This is a genomic window from Agrobacterium sp. MCAB5 (genome assembly GCF_052114365.1).
GTDB classification, from domain to species: domain Bacteria; phylum Pseudomonadota; class Alphaproteobacteria; order Rhizobiales; family Rhizobiaceae; genus Agrobacterium; species Agrobacterium tumefaciens.
The window spans coordinates 447,667-462,124 of the sequence record NZ_JBFREP010000002.1; the positions used below are offsets into that span (position 1 = coordinate 447,667).

Annotated in this window: 14 protein-coding genes; 6 read left to right on the forward strand and 8 right to left on the reverse strand. The window is 58.6% G+C overall.

Going from position 1 to position 14,458, the window contains the following annotated elements; all coding sequences use genetic code 11:
• The first annotated feature begins 40 nt into the window (after positions 1-40).
• Both AB4Z23_RS06825 and AB4Z23_RS06830 read left to right on the forward strand, forming a co-directional pair.
• On the forward strand, positions 41-1,243 hold the full coding sequence (locus AB4Z23_RS06825; protein WP_003511413.1) for a phosphoglycerate kinase: 1,203 nt from the start codon (positions 41-43) through the stop codon (positions 1,241-1,243).
• 190 nt (positions 1,244-1,433) lie between these two features.
• Positions 1,434-2,459 (forward strand): class I fructose-bisphosphate aldolase, encoded by a 1,026-nt coding sequence (locus AB4Z23_RS06830; protein ID WP_003511414.1) that lies wholly within the window; start codon positions 1,434-1,436, stop codon positions 2,457-2,459.
• A gap of 56 nt (positions 2,460-2,515) precedes the next feature.
• Here AB4Z23_RS06830 and AB4Z23_RS06835 read toward each other — a convergent pair whose 3' ends face one another.
• A complete protein-coding gene (locus AB4Z23_RS06835; RefSeq protein WP_013761835.1) occupies positions 2,516-2,671 on the reverse strand; it encodes a hypothetical protein in 156 nt (51 codons plus the stop codon).
• 136 nt (positions 2,672-2,807) lie between these two features.
• Between AB4Z23_RS06835 and AB4Z23_RS06840 the strand changes: the two genes are divergently transcribed.
• The 3 genes from AB4Z23_RS06840 (at position 2,808) to rcdA (ending at position 5,206) form a co-directional block, all read left to right on the forward strand.
• The gene (locus tag AB4Z23_RS06840; protein WP_003511417.1) at positions 2,808-4,097 is read left to right on the forward strand and encodes an MFS transporter; all 1,290 of its coding nucleotides are present in this window, start codon (positions 2,808-2,810) and stop codon (positions 4,095-4,097) included.
• A complete protein-coding gene (locus AB4Z23_RS06845; protein WP_111788890.1) occupies positions 4,094-4,285 on the forward strand; it encodes a DUF1192 domain-containing protein in 192 nt (63 codons plus the stop codon). The genes AB4Z23_RS06840 and AB4Z23_RS06845 overlap by 4 nt, the downstream gene beginning before the upstream one ends.
• A gap of 405 nt (positions 4,286-4,690) precedes the next feature.
• Positions 4,691-5,206 carry a protease adaptor protein RcdA gene (gene rcdA / locus AB4Z23_RS06850; RefSeq protein ID WP_003511419.1) on the forward strand — a complete coding sequence of 172 codons (516 nt, stop codon included), beginning with the start codon at positions 4,691-4,693 and terminating at the stop codon, positions 5,204-5,206.
• Between the two features lie 152 nt (positions 5,207-5,358).
• Here rcdA and rpmE read toward each other — a convergent pair whose 3' ends face one another.
• Positions 5,359-5,580 carry a 50S ribosomal protein L31 gene (rpmE, locus tag AB4Z23_RS06855; protein WP_003506183.1) on the reverse strand — a complete coding sequence of 74 codons (222 nt, stop codon included), beginning with the start codon at positions 5,578-5,580 and terminating at the stop codon, positions 5,359-5,361.
• 261 nt (positions 5,581-5,841) lie between these two features.
• Here rpmE and AB4Z23_RS06860 point away from each other — a divergent pair, with 261 nt between their 5' ends.
• On the forward strand, positions 5,842-7,641 hold the full coding sequence (locus AB4Z23_RS06860) for an ABC transporter transmembrane domain-containing protein (protein ID WP_111788891.1): 1,800 nt from the start codon (positions 5,842-5,844) through the stop codon (positions 7,639-7,641).
• 11 nt (positions 7,642-7,652) lie between these two features.
• Here the strand turns inward: AB4Z23_RS06860 and AB4Z23_RS06865 are convergent, their stop codons facing one another.
• The 6 genes from AB4Z23_RS06865 to AB4Z23_RS06890 all read right to left on the reverse strand — a co-directional run bounded on the left by AB4Z23_RS06865 (position 7,653) and on the right by AB4Z23_RS06890 (position 14,370).
• Positions 7,653-9,299 carry an FAD-binding dehydrogenase gene (locus AB4Z23_RS06865; protein ID WP_173994098.1) on the reverse strand — a complete coding sequence of 549 codons (1,647 nt, stop codon included), beginning with the start codon at positions 9,297-9,299 and terminating at the stop codon, positions 7,653-7,655.
• Positions 9,300-9,388: 89 nt separating this feature from the next.
• Entirely contained in the window at positions 9,389-10,420 is a 1,032-nt protein-coding gene (locus tag AB4Z23_RS06870) for a peptidoglycan -binding protein (RefSeq protein ID WP_003511422.1), read from the reverse strand.
• A gap of 2 nt (positions 10,421-10,422) precedes the next feature.
• Positions 10,423-11,442 (reverse strand): hypothetical protein, encoded by a 1,020-nt coding sequence (locus tag AB4Z23_RS06875; protein WP_025595386.1) that lies wholly within the window; start codon positions 11,440-11,442, stop codon positions 10,423-10,425.
• Between the two features lie 200 nt (positions 11,443-11,642).
• Positions 11,643-12,443: an inositol monophosphatase family protein gene (locus tag AB4Z23_RS06880; protein ID WP_003511424.1), complete on the reverse strand. Its 801-nt coding sequence runs from the start codon at positions 12,441-12,443 to the stop codon at positions 11,643-11,645.
• Between the two features lie 164 nt (positions 12,444-12,607).
• Positions 12,608-13,708, reverse strand: coding sequence for a tetratricopeptide repeat protein (locus AB4Z23_RS06885; RefSeq protein ID WP_013761840.1), 1,101 nt, complete (start codon positions 13,706-13,708; stop codon positions 12,608-12,610).
• 8 nt (positions 13,709-13,716) lie between these two features.
• Positions 13,717-14,370: a thiamine phosphate synthase gene (locus AB4Z23_RS06890; RefSeq protein ID WP_003511427.1), complete on the reverse strand. Its 654-nt coding sequence runs from the start codon at positions 14,368-14,370 to the stop codon at positions 13,717-13,719.
• Between the last annotated feature and the right edge of the window lie 88 nt (positions 14,371-14,458).

Sequence of the window (14,458 nt, forward strand, 5' to 3'; positions counted from 1 at the left end):
ATGGTCCGTCCCGAACTCGCAACGAAATCAGGATCGACCTATGCCCGCCTTCAAGACCATCGATGACCTTAACGATATTGCCGGAAAGCGCGTCCTTGTCCGTGTTGATCTCAACGTGCCGGTTGCGGATGGCAAAGTGACGGACAGCACCCGTATCGAGCGGGTTGCACCGACCATTCTGGAGCTTTCCGAAAAAGGCGCAAAAGTCATTCTGCTCGCCCATTTCGGTCGCCCCAAGGGTGAACCTGTCGCCGACATGTCGCTCTCCCAGATCGTGCCTGCGGTCGAGGAAGTGCTGGATCACGCCGTTTTCTTCGCATCCGATTGCATCGGTGCGCCGGCAGCCGACGCAGTCGCGAAAATGAATGATGGCGATATCCTGCTTCTGGAAAACACCCGCTTTCACAAAGGCGAAGAGAAGAATGACACCGCCTTCGTCGAGGCTCTGGCAGCCAATGGCGATATCTATGTGAACGACGCCTTCTCTGCCGCGCACCGTGCGCACGCCTCGACCGAGGGCTTGGCGCGTCATCTGCCCGCCTATGCCGGTCGCACCATGCAGGCCGAGCTTGAGGCACTGGAAAAAGGCCTTGGCCAGCCTGTTCGCCCGGTCGTCGCCATTGTCGGCGGCGCCAAGGTTTCAAGCAAGATCGATCTCCTGATGAACCTCGTCAAGAAGGTCGATGCCCTCGTCATCGGCGGTGGCATGGCCAATACCTTCCTTGCCGCGCGTGGCGCACAAGTCGGTAAGTCCCTGTGCGAGCACGACCTTGCCGAAACCGCAAAACAGATCATGATCGAGGCGGCGACATCCGGCTGTGCGATCGTACTGCCGGAAGACGGCGTAGTTGCCCGCGAATTCAAGGCCGGTGCGGCAAATGAAATCGTCGATATCAACGCCATTCCCGCTGACGCCATGGTTCTCGATGTCGGCCCAAAATCGGTTGAAAGCATCAAAGCCTGGATTTCGCGCGCGGAAACGCTGGTCTGGAACGGCCCGCTTGGCGCCTTCGAAATCGAGCCCTTCGATGCGGCAACCGTTGCTGCCGCAAAACATGCCGCCGAATGCACGAAGGCCGGCAAGCTCGTCTCCGTCGCCGGTGGCGGCGATACGGTCGCGGCACTCAACCATGCCGGAGTCTCGGACGATTTCACCTATATCTCGACGGCAGGCGGTGCCTTCCTCGAATGGATGGAAGGCAAGGAATTGCCGGGCGTTGCCATCCTGACCGCCGCCAAGTAGACTTCCCACACTTGCCTGACACAAGGCCGGACAAGCGATGCTTGGCCGGCCTTGTTTTTTGGTAAGTGCGCATGGGAGGAAAGTTTCAAACGATTGAAATGATTTCAATCGTTTCAATGAGTTAGCATGCCATTTCCCTGCCCTGGAACTTCTGTTATCGGGAATTTATTGTGCCTTGGGAGAATAGCAAATGACCGAACGTCTCGAAGACATCGCAATCAAAATGGTTGCAGACGGCAAGGGCCTGCTCGCCGCCGACGAATCCACAGGAACGATCAAGAAGCGTTTCGACAGCATCAACCTGGAATCAACCGAGACCGCCCGCCGCGATTATCGCGAAATGCTGTTCCGCTCCGACGACGCCATGAAGAAGTGCATCTCCGGCGTCATCCTTTACGAAGAAACCTTGTTCCAGAAGGCCGCCGACGGTACGCCATTCGTGGACATCATCAAGGCCGCCGGCAGCCTGCCGGGCATCAAGGTGGATATCGGCGCCAAGCCGATGGCTTTCCACCCGGGTGAATTCATCACTGAAGGCCTTGACGGCCTGTATGAGCGCCTGCGCAAGTACCATGAAGCCGGCGCGCGTTTCGCCAAGTGGCGCGGCGTCATCACCATCGGTGATCAGCGTCCGAGCTGGGGTTCGATCAAGGCAAACTCCCAGTCGCTCGCCCGTTACGCTGCCCTCTGCCAGCAGGCAGACATCGTGCCGATCGTGGAACCGGAAGTGCTAATGGACGGCGAACCCGGTACGCACGATATCGATCGCTGTGCGGAAGTCACGCAATGGGTTCTCCAGACCGTGTTCGCGGATCTGTTCGACGCCCGCGTCAACCTTGAAGGCATGATCCTCAAGCCGAACATGATCATCGACGGCAAGAATGCCCGCAAGGCTTCCGTTGATGAAGTGGCGGAAAAGACCGTGAAGGTTCTGAAGGCGACCGTGCCTTCTGCAGTTCCCGGCATCGCTTTCCTTTCCGGCGGCCAGTCCTCCGAAGAGGCGACGGCGCATCTCTCCGCCATGAATGCCGGTTACGACCTGCCCTGGTCGCTGACCTATTCGTACGGCCGCGCCCTTCAGGACACCGCACTCAAGGCGTGGGGCGGCAAGCAGGAAAATGTCGCCGCCGGCCAGCGTGCTTTCACTCATCGCGCGATGATGAACACCCTGGCTGCTAAGGGCAACTGGAAGCAGGAACTCGAAAAGGCTGCCTGAGGCAAGCTCCCAGGCATTTATAGAAAATTGAAGCCGCCCCTTGGGCGGCTTTTTCTTTATGGGCGCAAAAGCAGCGTCGCCGACCAGATGACGAAGGCGGCAACCGCTATCTTCCAGCAATCGCCTCTTTTCTTGAGGCCGGGCAGGCCCAAGGGGCGGATGATCTGCACAATCATCGCCAGCAGTAAAAAAAGGCCGATCGCCTTTGTCATTTATTGAGCCTTTTCTTTATTTCTGCATCGTCACAGGCTGGACATTTTTACCGTTCACCAGAAGAGTGCAACTCATTCGGGTAACCCCCGTCTTATGGCCTGCCGACCATACGTTCGAACGCATGAGAGTGTCTTCATGAGCAGAAATCTTCTACCCGTATTCGCTCTTTTATCCAGCACTCTGTTTCTTTTTCTCGGTAACGGCCTTCAGGGTCTCGTGCTACCCATGCGCGGTTCGGCGGAAGGCTATTCCAATGAAATTCTGGGCTTTCTCGGCACCTCCTGGGCGGCAGGCTTCGTCATTGGCTGTTTTGTGGCGCCCGCCATCGTGCGCCGTGCGGGGCATGTGCGGGCATTTGCCTCCTTCGTGGCGCTTGTCTGCCTGACCGTGCTGATGACCGGCCTCGTTATCGATGATGTCTGGTGGATTACGCTCCGCGCGCTTACAGGCTTCTGCACCGCCGGCACTTCCATGATCATCGAGAGCTGGCTGAACGAGCGCGCGACCAATGAGAGCCGCGGCATGATCTTTTCGCTCTATATCGCCATAACGCTGCTTGGCGTCGTGGCTGGGCAGATGATCGTGCCGATGGGCGATATCAGCAATAGCTCGCTGTTCATGATCTGCGGCATCATCTATTGCATCGCCATTCTGCCGGCCACGCTTTCTAAGGCTGCCAGTCCCCAGCCCTTGCAAAAGGTGAAGCTGGACTTACCCGCCCTCTATCGGAATTCGCCGGTCTCCTTCGTCGGTATCCTGATGATCGGCATCGCTAATGGTGCTTACGGTACACTTGGCGCCGTTTTCGGCGCGCGGGCGGGCCTTGATCCGACCATGATCGCCATCATGGTTTCCGTCACGATTTTCGTCGGCGCACTCGCCCAGTTTCCTGCAGGCCGCCTTTCGGACCGGATTGACCGCCGTTATGTGCTTGCAGGACTGGCGGGGCTTGGCGCGGTTGCGGGCCTGGCCGTGGCGGCCGTGCAGCCGCATGATGTCTATGTGCTCATTCCGATGATCGCCATTTACGGCGCCGCCGCCAACGCGCTTTATCCCATCGCCGTGGCGCATGCCAACGACTTTGCGGCATCGGAAGACTTCGTCAAGGTTTCCGGTGGATTGCTACTGCTTTATGGCATCGGCACCATCATCGGCCCGACGCTCGGCGGTGCGGTCATGACCTATTCCGGCCCCTATGCACTGTTCCTGGTGACAGCCGTCGCCCATGTGCTGATCACGGCCTATGCCATCATCAGAAGCCGTCAGCGCGCCACGCTTTCGAACGCCGAAAAGGACAATTTCTCGACGATGATGCCGACAACGCCCTCACCGCTCGTGACACCGGAAAGCATTGCGCTTGACCCGCGCGCGCCGCAATATCCCGAGGACGATGGCGACCATGTTGAAAAAGGAGCAGGCATATGAGCCTCTTGGACGATGACCATCCGCAAAAACCGGTAGCGCATGAGATCGGCAGCGATCTCAGCCTTCTTTCGGTGGACGAGCTGAGCAACCGCATCGACATTCTTCAAACCGAAATCACCCGACTTGAAGAGGAGAGGAAAAGGAAGTCTGCCGGCCGGCTTGCGGCGGAGAACCTCTTCCGGTCCTGACAGGCGGCCTTCAGCAAAACCTCCGGCCAAGTCTTAACTCGATAAGCTGCTGCCGGAAAGGCATACGAGATTAACGATTCTGATGCAGTCTTTCGTTTACCATTAACCAAAAATTAAGCTTTCTGAGAGATTACTATACATGTCCAGTTCTTCTGGGCCTCAGGCATCTTCTCCATACGGCGAATTGGTCTGATTTTTCTCCCTGTTTTACCTTGAGAGCCGCTTTCGCGGCTCTTTTTTTACCGATCACCAGATTTCGTAAAACTGTGGGTATTAACCCTTCTTTAATAATTGCCTTGCGCATTTCAGGTAAAGATACCATCCTGAAAACACTAAAGGCCGGAACAAAATATTACCGGTCGTCGTTGCCTGACAGTGTGGTGCGTGAGCAGGGATTTAAAGAAAATGTCGGAACAGGTTTTAAATACCATTAGCTTTGCGGGTCGCGCGGCTGCTTCCAACCAGTTCAAGACCCTCTATACCGAAGGCATGACCTTGGTTGAGGAAACGGCGAGCTATCTTGATGGAGCCGGTCGTACCGCTTCAAAGGTTCTGCCGCGCATGGCGTCTGTCCTTTACGCGGCAGAATCGATGCGCCTCACCACCCGCCTTATGCAGATGGCGTCCTGGCTGCTTCTGCAGCGCGCCGTCAACAATGGCGAGATGACACGCGATCAGGTTCTCAGCGAAAAAAGCAAGGTGCGGCTCGACAGCTTCAACGTCGATCGCAACGCTCCGGGCTGGAACGACCTGCCTGAGTCCTTCCGTGACCTCATCGAGCGGTCGCTCCGCCTCCAGAACCGCGTTGCCCTTCTCGACCGCGAAATCTACCGCCCGTCCGAAGCCACCAAGGTACCTGACAACGAAAACAGCGTGCAGGCGCAGCTTAACCTTCTGCGCACGGCTTTCTCGATCAACTGAGAAAAGACGACCTTATCCAGACAATTTGAAAAGCAGGCTCATAGGCCTGCTTTTTTGTTTTGGCCTACAATGGGCTCGTTTCACCGGATCGACAGACAATAAAAAAGCCCGGTAAAACCGGGCTTTTTTTAAATGATCCGTCCACAAGTGGATTAGAGGCCGAGGCCGCCGAAACGCTTGTTGAACTTGGAAACGCGACCGCCGCGGTCCATAAGCTGCTGGTTGCCGCCCGTCCATGCCGGATGGGACTTGGGGTCGATTTCAAGGTTCATGACTGCGCCTTCCGAACCCCAGGTCGAGCGGGTTTCGTATTCGGTGCCATCGGTCATGACGACCTTGATCGTGTGATAAGCGGGATGGATATCAGCCTTCATGACAATCTTCCTGGTTAAGTGACGTGCGGTCCATTTGCCGCAATTGCGTCAACTGAGCCATTTCAATAAATGAAGCCATAGTCCTGATGGGCTATGGCTTCCCAATTCGATGCGGAGCCTATACATGAAGGTCGCCCAGATAACAAGAGCCTGCTATCCCCTTGTGAAAGGAGATAGCCACAGGGACTAGAATTTTACCGCGCGCCGGAAATTCACCCGCAAAAGGCCGAAAAACGGCACGGAACGAGGAGTGTAGCGGACGTGGCAGACATTGAAGAGCAGAAAGCGGCTAAACAGAGAAACCTGAAGCCGCTGCTTGGCCTGTTTCCCTATCTCAGGCGGTATCGCGGCCTGATGGCGGCGGCCCTGTTTGCGCTTGTGCTTTCTTCCGCCACGACACTTGCCTTGCCGCTTGCCGTTCGCCGTATCATCGATCACGGTTTCCAGACGCCGGACGGTGGCATGATCAACAGCTACTTCGCCGTGCTTCTGGCCATTGCCGTCCTTCTCGCTCTCGCCAGCGCCATGCGCTATTATTATGTCATGACCATCGGCGAAAGGGTCGTTTCCGATCTGCGCCGGGATGTCTTTGCTCATCTCACCACGCTGTCGCAGCAGTTTTTCGATGCCAACCGCTCGGGAGAGCTGACCTCGCGGTTGACCACGGATACCGTACAGATTCGCTCGGCGTTCGGTTCGTCAGCTTCCGTTGCGCTGCGTAACATCATCATGTGCTGCGGCGCGGTGGCGATGATGATCTATACCAGCCCCGGCCTTTCCGGCCTCGCGCTCCTGGCCATCCCGTTCATCGTTTTTCCTTTGATTGCTTTCGGGCGCTCGGTTCGTGCCCGCTCCCGCAATACGCAGGACACATTGGCCAATTCCGCCGCCTATGCCTCGGAAACGATCGGGGCGAGCCGCACCGTGCAGTCCTTTAACGCCGAGGCGCTTGCGAATGCCCGCTACGGCGCCTCCGTAGAAGCAGCCTATCAGGGTGCGCGGGCGGCGATAGGCGCCCGCTCCATCCTCACCGCCGTCGCCATCGCGCTCGTTTTCGGCAGCGTCGTCGGCATTCTCTGGTATGGCGCGCAAAGCGTTTTGTCCGGCGGCATGACGGCGGGTACGCTTGGCCAGTTCGTGCTTTATTCGGTCATCGCGGCAAGCGGCCTAGGCCAGCTCTCCGAAGTCTGGGGTGAACTGGCGCAGGCGGGCGGCGCGGCTGAACGGCTTTCCGAACTGCTGAACGAGCGCTCGCCCGTTGCCGAACCGTCAGCACCCGTTTCGATGGTTCAGCCGCCGCGCGGCGAAGCGGCATTCGAGAATGTCGGTTTCATTTATCCACTCGCAACCGGTGGCCCGATCATCTCCGGCCTCTCCTTCAAGGTCAATGCCGGCGAAACCGTCGCCATCGTCGGCCCTTCCGGGGCGGGAAAAAGCACGGTCTTTTCGCTGCTGATGCGGTTCTACGATCCGCAGGAGGGCCGCATCACCATCGATGGCGTCGATATCCGCGATGTTAGCCTTGCCGATCTGCGCGCGCGACTGTCCATTGTTCCACAGGATGTGGCGATCTTTGCCTCCTCCATCCACGATAACATCGCATTCGGTCGGCCGGCTGCGACACGCGAAGAAGTGCGCACGGCCGCTATCGCCGCTCAGGCAGACAGCTTCATCGCCCGGCTGAACGATGGTTATGACACGCAGGTGGGCGAGCGCGGCGTAACGCTTTCCGGCGGTCAACGCCAGCGCATCGCCATTGCCCGCGCCATCCTGCGCAACGCCCCTGTCCTGCTTCTTGACGAAGCGACCTCCGCACTGGATGCCGAAAGCGAAACGCTGGTGCAAAAGGCGCTCGATGAGCTGATGAAAACCCGCACCACCATCGTCATTGCCCATCGCCTCGCCACTGTGCTGAAGGCCGACCGCATTCTGGTGATGGATGAGGGCCGTATCATCGAGGAAGGCACGCACCAGAGCCTTATCCGCCAGGATGGCCTTTATGCGAGACTTGCGCGGCTGCAATTCCAGACAGGGCCGGACGAGCTGCGCGCTCAAGCGTGAGCCGTGTGGGCTTAAGCCAGCACGCTACGCCCCGCGACACGGCCCGAAAACAGGCAACCGCCGAGGAATGTGCCCTCCAGCGCATTATATCCGTGCATGCCGCCGCCGCCGAAGCCTGCCACCTCTCCGGCAGCATAAAGGCCCGGAACAGGGTTGCCGGCCGCGTCCAGCACCCTCGCCTCTAGGTCCGTATGCAAACCGCCAAGCGTCTTGCGCGTCAACACATGCAGGCGCACCGCAATCAGCGGCCCTTTTGTTGGGTCTAGCAACCGATGTGGTTTTGCAGTGCGCATCAACCGATCACCAAGATAACGCCGCGCTCCGTGGATCGCCGTAACCTGCGCATCCTTGCTGAAACCGTTTTCGATCTCCCGGTCTCGTGCCTCTATTTGATAGCGGATGTGGTCAATATTCAGCCGATTGTCGCCGTTGATGGTATTCATCGCCGTCACGAGTTCTTCCAGCGTATCACGGACGGCGAAATCCTCGCCGCGTTCCATGAAAGCCCGCACCGGCCCCGGCGGCTCCTTGCCCAACCGTTTGAGCAGTAGCCGCACATCCTTGCCCGTCAGATCTGGATTTTGCTCCGAACCAGAAAGCGCAAATTCCTTCTTGATGATTGCCTTGGTCAGAATGAACCAGCTGTGACCGCTGCCGCGTTCGCCCAGCATCTTAAGCGTGCCGAGCGTATCGAAGCCCGGCATCGCGGGAGCTGCGAGCCGGTTTCCATCCGCATCGCACCAGAAAGACGAGGGGCCAGGCAAAATACGAATGCCATGGTCCGGCCAGATCGGATCGTGATTTTTCACGCCCTCGGTATAATGCCACATACGGTCGCGATTGATGACCGTTCCGCCCGCTGCTTCCGTAATGGCGATCATACGGCCATCCACATGCGCAGGCACGCCACAGACCATGGTCGCGGGGGGCTTGCCCAGCCTCTCCAGCGGCCAGTTGCGCCGCACCAGTTCCTGATTGCCGCCGATGCCACCGGAACTGACGATGACCGCCGAGGCCGAAAGGACAAAATCACCCTGCTCTTCCCGGCTGCTTGGTTGCCCGCGCAACACCGGATCCCTGGCAAGAACAACACCGGAAATGCCCGTCACCCTGCCGTCAGTGATATCCAGATGATCGACGCGGTGGCGGAACCGAAAGGTGAGCCGACCGCTTGCCGTCATGGTCTTTGCCTTTTCAACGAAAGGCGCCAGCACACCGGGGCCAGTGCCCCAGGTGACATGGAAACGCGGAACGGAATTGCCGTGGCCATGAGCAAGGGCACCGCCACGCTCGGCCCAGCCGACCACGGGAAACCAGCGCATGCCCAGCCGATGCAGCCATTGACGTTTCTCCCCCGCGGCGAAATTGAGATAAGCCTCCGCCCAGCGGCGCGGCCAATGATCCTCCAAGCGATCAAAACCGGCGGAGCCGAACCAGTCCTGCCTTGCAAGATCGAGATTGTCGCGCACCCGCATTCGGCGCTGTTCGGGACTATCAACAAAAAACAGACCACCCAGCGACCAGAAGGCCTGCCCGCCAAGGTTCTGCTCCCCCTCCTGATCCACAAGGCAAACACTGAAACCGCGCTCAACAGCCTCTGTCGCTGCGACCAGACCGGCAAGCCCCGCGCCGACAACGATCACATCATATCGCTCCATCAGCTCCTCCCAGATGCGACAGAATTACGTTTACGCGAACGTAAATTTACTTGCAGCTCAAGGCAACCGCTATGATACGGCTTAAGGTGTCAGCGCTCGGTGAGCTTCAGTTCGATACGGCGGTTCTGCTGGCGTGCTTCCGGCGTGTCGCCTTCGGCAATCGGCTGATATTCACCGAAACCGGCAGCGACCAGCCGGTTGGCCGGAACACCCTTGGAGATCAGGAACTTCACCACGGAGGTTGCGCGTGCCGAGGAAAGTTCCCAATTGTCACGGAAGCGACCGGACCCGGAAAGCTGGACATTGTCCGTGTGGCCATCCACGCGCAGAACCCAGTTGATCTCGGTGGGGATTTCCTTGGCAAGATCGATCAGCGCGGCCGCCAGCTTCTCCATCTCCGCCTGCCCTTGCGGATTGAGGTCGTTACCACCGGATGGAAAGAGCACTTCGGACTGGAAGACAAAGCGGTCGCCGACGATGCGAATGTTTTCGCGATCCGAGAGGATTTCACGCAGACGCCCAAAAAAATCAGAACGATAGCGGTTGAGTTCCTGAACCCGCTGCGCCAGCGCAACATTGAGACGGCGGCCGAGATCGGCGATCTTGACTTGTGATGAGGTATCCTTGGCTTCCGACGCCTGCAGGGCGGCTTCCACCGATGCGATCTGCGCCCTGAGCGCCGCAATCTGCTGGTTGAGCAATTCGATCTGTGCGGAGGCGCGGGAATTGGCCTGTCTTTGGTCATCCAGCTCGCCGGTCAGGCTGCCAATCCGGGCATTGGCGCTTGCATTGTTGCCCGATCCCGCATCGAGAAGCGACTGCAGACGTGAGCGCTCGCTTTCAGATGCGGCAAGGGTTGATTGCAGGCTCGCCAGCGCGTCCTCGATATCCTGCTTGCTGCCCTTTTCCATGGCCAGAAGTTCGGTCAATTCGGCAATCTGGCTGTTGAGGCGGGTCAACACCTCGTCCTTGCCACTAATTTCCCGCGACAGAACAAATTGCGCCAGCACGAAGACCGTCAGCAGGAACATGATGGCCATGAGCAGCGTCGACAGCGCATCGACGAAACCCGGCCAATAATCCACACCCCTGTCGCGGCGGCGGTTGCGCGCAAGCGCCATGGCTACTCGCTCCCGTTATCGTGCCGGGTGCGTCCGGAGGATTTTGTCTCGCCGTCGATACGTGTCGACAACCGGTCGAGCGTGCGGCGAAGCGATTTCGATTCCTCCTGCTGCGCCTCGATCCAGTCACGCAACATCTGCTGCTCGCTGCGCATGTTCTTGACCAGACCTTGAATGCCTTCAGCAAGACTCGTCATGGCGGCGAGCGAGCGCTCAGTGCTGACCATTGCGCCGGGTTCAGCGTTGAATTCCCTTGGCCCATCCGCCGACGTATCCGTCACCGACGACAGCCAGTTTTCGAGCTGGGTGTAAAAACGGTTCTGGGCACGGCCGGCCTGAAGATCGAGGAAACCGAGGATCAGCGAGCCTGAAAGGCCGAGGAGCGACGAGGAAAACGCCGTTCCCATGCCGGAAAGCGGCGCGGTGAGACCGGACTTGAGCGAGCTTAGAATATCGTTGCTGGTGCCGGCGCTGGGATCGAGCGACTGAATGACATTGCTGATGGCGCCGATGGTGCCGATCAGACCCCAGAAGGTGCCGAGCAGGCCGAGAAACACCAGAAGGCCGACAAGATAACGTGAAGTATCGCGCGATTCATCAAGGCGTGTCGCGATGGAATCGAGAATTGTCCGCTGCGTAACTGCAGAAAGCCGGACTTCGCCACGCTTGCCGATCAACGTGCTCATGGGGGCCAGCAGTTTTGGAGCGCGGCCGACTTTCTCGGCGCTGCCGGCGGCCCGGAATGCGTTAAACCAGCGGACTTCCGAACGCAGGCTCATGGTCTGCGTGAATACCAGAATGATGCCGATGACGAGGACGCCGAGAATGAAGCCGTTCAAGCCCGGATTCGTCATGAAGGCCGTGTGCGCCTGCCGGTAAAGAATGGCCGCCAGAAAGCCGACGAGGATCAGAAACAGAACCATCGTCCACAGAAACGGTGTGGGGCTGGACAGCTTGTGGCTGTATTGCCGTGTGGTCACCGGCTTTTCCACGCCGAGATCGAGCAACTCCGAATCCGCCATAACGTTCGCATTCCCTTCGGTCACGTATCAACCGGACGCTATTTGAAAATTGCGACGATTTGAAGCGAAAAGCCTGTCTTTCGTCACAGGCATTTCACGAAAGCCGGCTTGACCGAAGACCGAAAAAACAAAAACGCCCGGCGATAGTTCGCCGGGCGCCTAAAACCTGGATTAAACGGCAGGTTTTCTGCCGAAATCGATCAACGACCCGGAATCGGACGGTTGGCAACTTCCACAAGTGCCTTGTGGATATATTCGTTTCCGGCAGCAACACTGCCGCTGCCGAAGATATCCGCGCCGCCCTTGGCGTCGGAGGTGAACCCGCCAGCTTCGCGAATCAGCACCAGACCGGCCGCCATATCCCACGGCGAAAGCTCTGCTTCCCAGAAACCGTCGAGGCGACCTGCTGCAACATAGGCAAGGTCGAGTGCTGCAGCACCCATGCGGCGGATGCCGGCCGCTTCACCCATGACATGGCGAAGTTCGACAAGGAATTTGCCGTGATTGCCGCGACCGAGATGGGGCACACCGCAGCCGATGACGCAATCCGTCAAGGCCTTGCGCGCGGCAACGCGGATACGACGATCATTAAGGAACGCGCCGCCGCCACGCTCGGCGGTGTAGAGTTCGTCGGTCGCGGGATTGAAAATCACGCCGGCTACGACTTCTCCGTTACGCTCGAGCGCGATGGAAACGGCGAAATGCGGAATGCCGTGCAGGAAGTTGGTCGTGCCATCCAGCGGGTCGACGATCCAGCGATGCGCACCATCACTGCCCTTTTCCTCGCCGCCTTCCTCACCCAGAAAATCGTAGGTGGGGCGGGCTTTCATCAGCTCGTCGCGCACGATCTTTTCAGCCTTGAGGTCCGCCTGCGATACGAAATCGCTCGGTCCCTTGACCGAAACCTGAAGGTTCTGCACTTCACCGAAGTCACGCGACAAAGACTTACCCGCCTTGAGGGCGGCCTGAACCATCACATTGAGAAGGGCTGAACGTGCCATCGAATTTGTTTCCTGGAAAGCTTGCGAACCACCCGCAAGCTAGCCGGGCAGGAACGTCATTATTTTCTTGAATTGAAAGTTTGCGGTTCAAGACCACAAAACGCGCGGAAATTCAAGGCAAAAAGCCTGCACATGCACGCTGGCGCCGAACAACCGGCCCTGCATCACATCGGACGGAAACGATTTGCCGCCTCGATAGCCTTTTTCTGCTGCTCGTCGGTGATCCCGAGATAAAAATCCTCGAGAGAGGGATCCTTCAGCCCGGCGCGGCGGGAAAGCACGTACCATTTGGCCGCCTCCACCGGATCGGGCCGTGTGCCGAGCGCCTGAATGTAAAGATGCGCCACCTTGTTCTGCGCCACGACGTTGCCGCGCTGTGCAGCACCGTAAAGCCAGCGGAAGCCTTCATCCAGATTTCGCTCGCCGCCAAAACCGTTGACCAGCCAGATGCCGAGATCGACCTGCGCGGTATCGTAGCCGGCCTTTGCGGCCCGCGTCAGCCAATCGCGCGCCTTGGCCTTCTTTTCGGCCGGCACATCCTTGACCGAGTGGTAGATCTGCGACACCGCATATTGCGCGTCGGCAATGCCCTGCTCGGCGGACTTTTCATAATACGGCATGGCCATCAGCAATCCCTTTACGCCGGGATTTTCCGAAACCAGTATCTGCCCCCAGTTGAACTGAGCCGAAGCATTGCCGGCTTCCGCCGCACGGTGCATGTAATCGTCGGCCTTCGCCTTGTCGCGGGTAACGAACTTGCCCTCCATCAAAATGAGGGCGAATTTGAACATCGCGACGGGATCGCCACCCTGTGCCGCCTGCTGGTACCAGAAGGCCGCGGTCTTTTCGTCGCGGGCGATGCCGAGACCACGCGACATCATTTCCGCCACCAGCGTCTGGGCGGCCGCATCGCCGTTCTGCGCACGGTTGAGCGCCTTGTCGAGCGCCTGGACATATTCGCCGCGCTGGAAATGCCCATAGGCCTCATCCACCCGGCCCTTGAACTCCTTTTCAGGCGGCAAGGCCGGCAGGTCCGCGCCCATGCGCTGATAGACGTTGACGCCCTGCGACGGTTGCAAGTCCTTCTGCTCTTCGGATTGCACCCTGCCCTGACGGGAAGGCTGCGCCTCATCCTCCAACTGGCGGGAAAGCGCGTTGCTTTCGCTTTGCGGTCCGGATTGGGCAAAAGCGACGCCCGCCGGCGCGCCGAAAGACAGCGCCAGCAGCGAAATAGAAAGGCAGACGTGAACCGAGCGCATCAACATCGCCTGTATCAACCGTCAAACCGTGGCGCTTTTTCGTCAAGCAACGCGTTGATTTCAGAAACGGCCTGGGCAGCACCTGAGGCATTGTCAAAAACGCCGCTGCGCATCGCCACGAATTCCACGCCGGCTTCGGCCACGGCAACCACCGAAGAGATATCGGTGCCGCCCATGACGATGGATGGAATCTCGATCATCGATGCCCACCATTCACCGAGTGCCAGATTTTTGGGATGCGCTTCCGGCTTGATGTCGCCTTCGAGCTTTCCAAAAAACACGTAGTCCGGATTGGACTCACCCATCTCCAGAGCCTTATGCCGATCATCGGCATTGCCGCCGCCAACGATCAGCTTCGGCGCGAAATTTTCCACGGCCTCCGCAAGCGCCTCGGCATTGCCCGCCACATGCAGGCCATCCGCCTTCACCCGGCTCGCAACGCGGCTGTCGCCCGCGATAAGGGCAGCGGCACCAGCCTCCTGCACCATCGGCACGATCAATTCGGCGCGTTTCTGGAAAGTGGCGTCATCCAGATCATATTGCGGAATGATGACCGAAGCCACATCGCCGCCTCGCAGTGCTTCTTGCAATTCTGTCGCCTGCTTTTGCGCGTCGTCCAATTGCGGGACGATCAGAACAAGGCGGCAACGGTTATCAACTTTGGTCATCGGTTCGTCCATTTCAGGCAGAAGACACTTTCGGCGTTATCTGCACTCGTTTTGATATGATAAATCCGATAGACCGGACCGGCGAAAG

Excerpts from the sequence above, each read along its gene's own strand:
- AB4Z23_RS06825 (WP_003511413.1), top strand. The coding sequence starts at position 41 with ATGCCCGCCTTCAAGACCATCGATGACCTTAACGATATTGCCGGAAAG.
- AB4Z23_RS06830 (WP_003511414.1), top strand. The coding sequence starts at position 1,434 with ATGACCGAACGTCTCGAAGACATCGCAATCAAAATGGTTGCAGACGGC.
- AB4Z23_RS06835 (WP_013761835.1), bottom strand. The coding sequence starts at position 2,671 with ATGACAAAGGCGATCGGCCTTTTTTTACTGCTGGCGATGATTGTGCAG.
- AB4Z23_RS06840 (WP_003511417.1), top strand. The coding sequence starts at position 2,808 with ATGAGCAGAAATCTTCTACCCGTATTCGCTCTTTTATCCAGCACTCTG.
- AB4Z23_RS06845 (WP_111788890.1), top strand. The coding sequence starts at position 4,094 with ATGAGCCTCTTGGACGATGACCATCCGCAAAAACCGGTAGCGCATGAG.
- rcdA (WP_003511419.1), top strand. The coding sequence starts at position 4,691 with ATGTCGGAACAGGTTTTAAATACCATTAGCTTTGCGGGTCGCGCGGCT.
- rpmE (WP_003506183.1), bottom strand. The coding sequence starts at position 5,580 with ATGAAGGCTGATATCCATCCCGCTTATCACACGATCAAGGTCGTCATG.
- AB4Z23_RS06865 (WP_173994098.1), bottom strand. The coding sequence starts at position 9,299 with ATGGAGCGATATGATGTGATCGTTGTCGGCGCGGGGCTTGCCGGTCTG.
- AB4Z23_RS06870 (WP_003511422.1), bottom strand. The coding sequence starts at position 10,420 with ATGGCGCTTGCGCGCAACCGCCGCCGCGACAGGGGTGTGGATTATTGG.
- AB4Z23_RS06875 (WP_025595386.1), bottom strand. The coding sequence starts at position 11,442 with ATGGCGGATTCGGAGTTGCTCGATCTCGGCGTGGAAAAGCCGGTGACC.
- AB4Z23_RS06880 (WP_003511424.1), bottom strand. The coding sequence starts at position 12,443 with ATGGCACGTTCAGCCCTTCTCAATGTGATGGTTCAGGCCGCCCTCAAG.
- AB4Z23_RS06885 (WP_013761840.1), bottom strand. The coding sequence starts at position 13,708 with ATGTTGATGCGCTCGGTTCACGTCTGCCTTTCTATTTCGCTGCTGGCG.
- AB4Z23_RS06890 (WP_003511427.1), bottom strand. The coding sequence starts at position 14,370 with ATGACCAAAGTTGATAACCGTTGCCGCCTTGTTCTGATCGTCCCGCAA.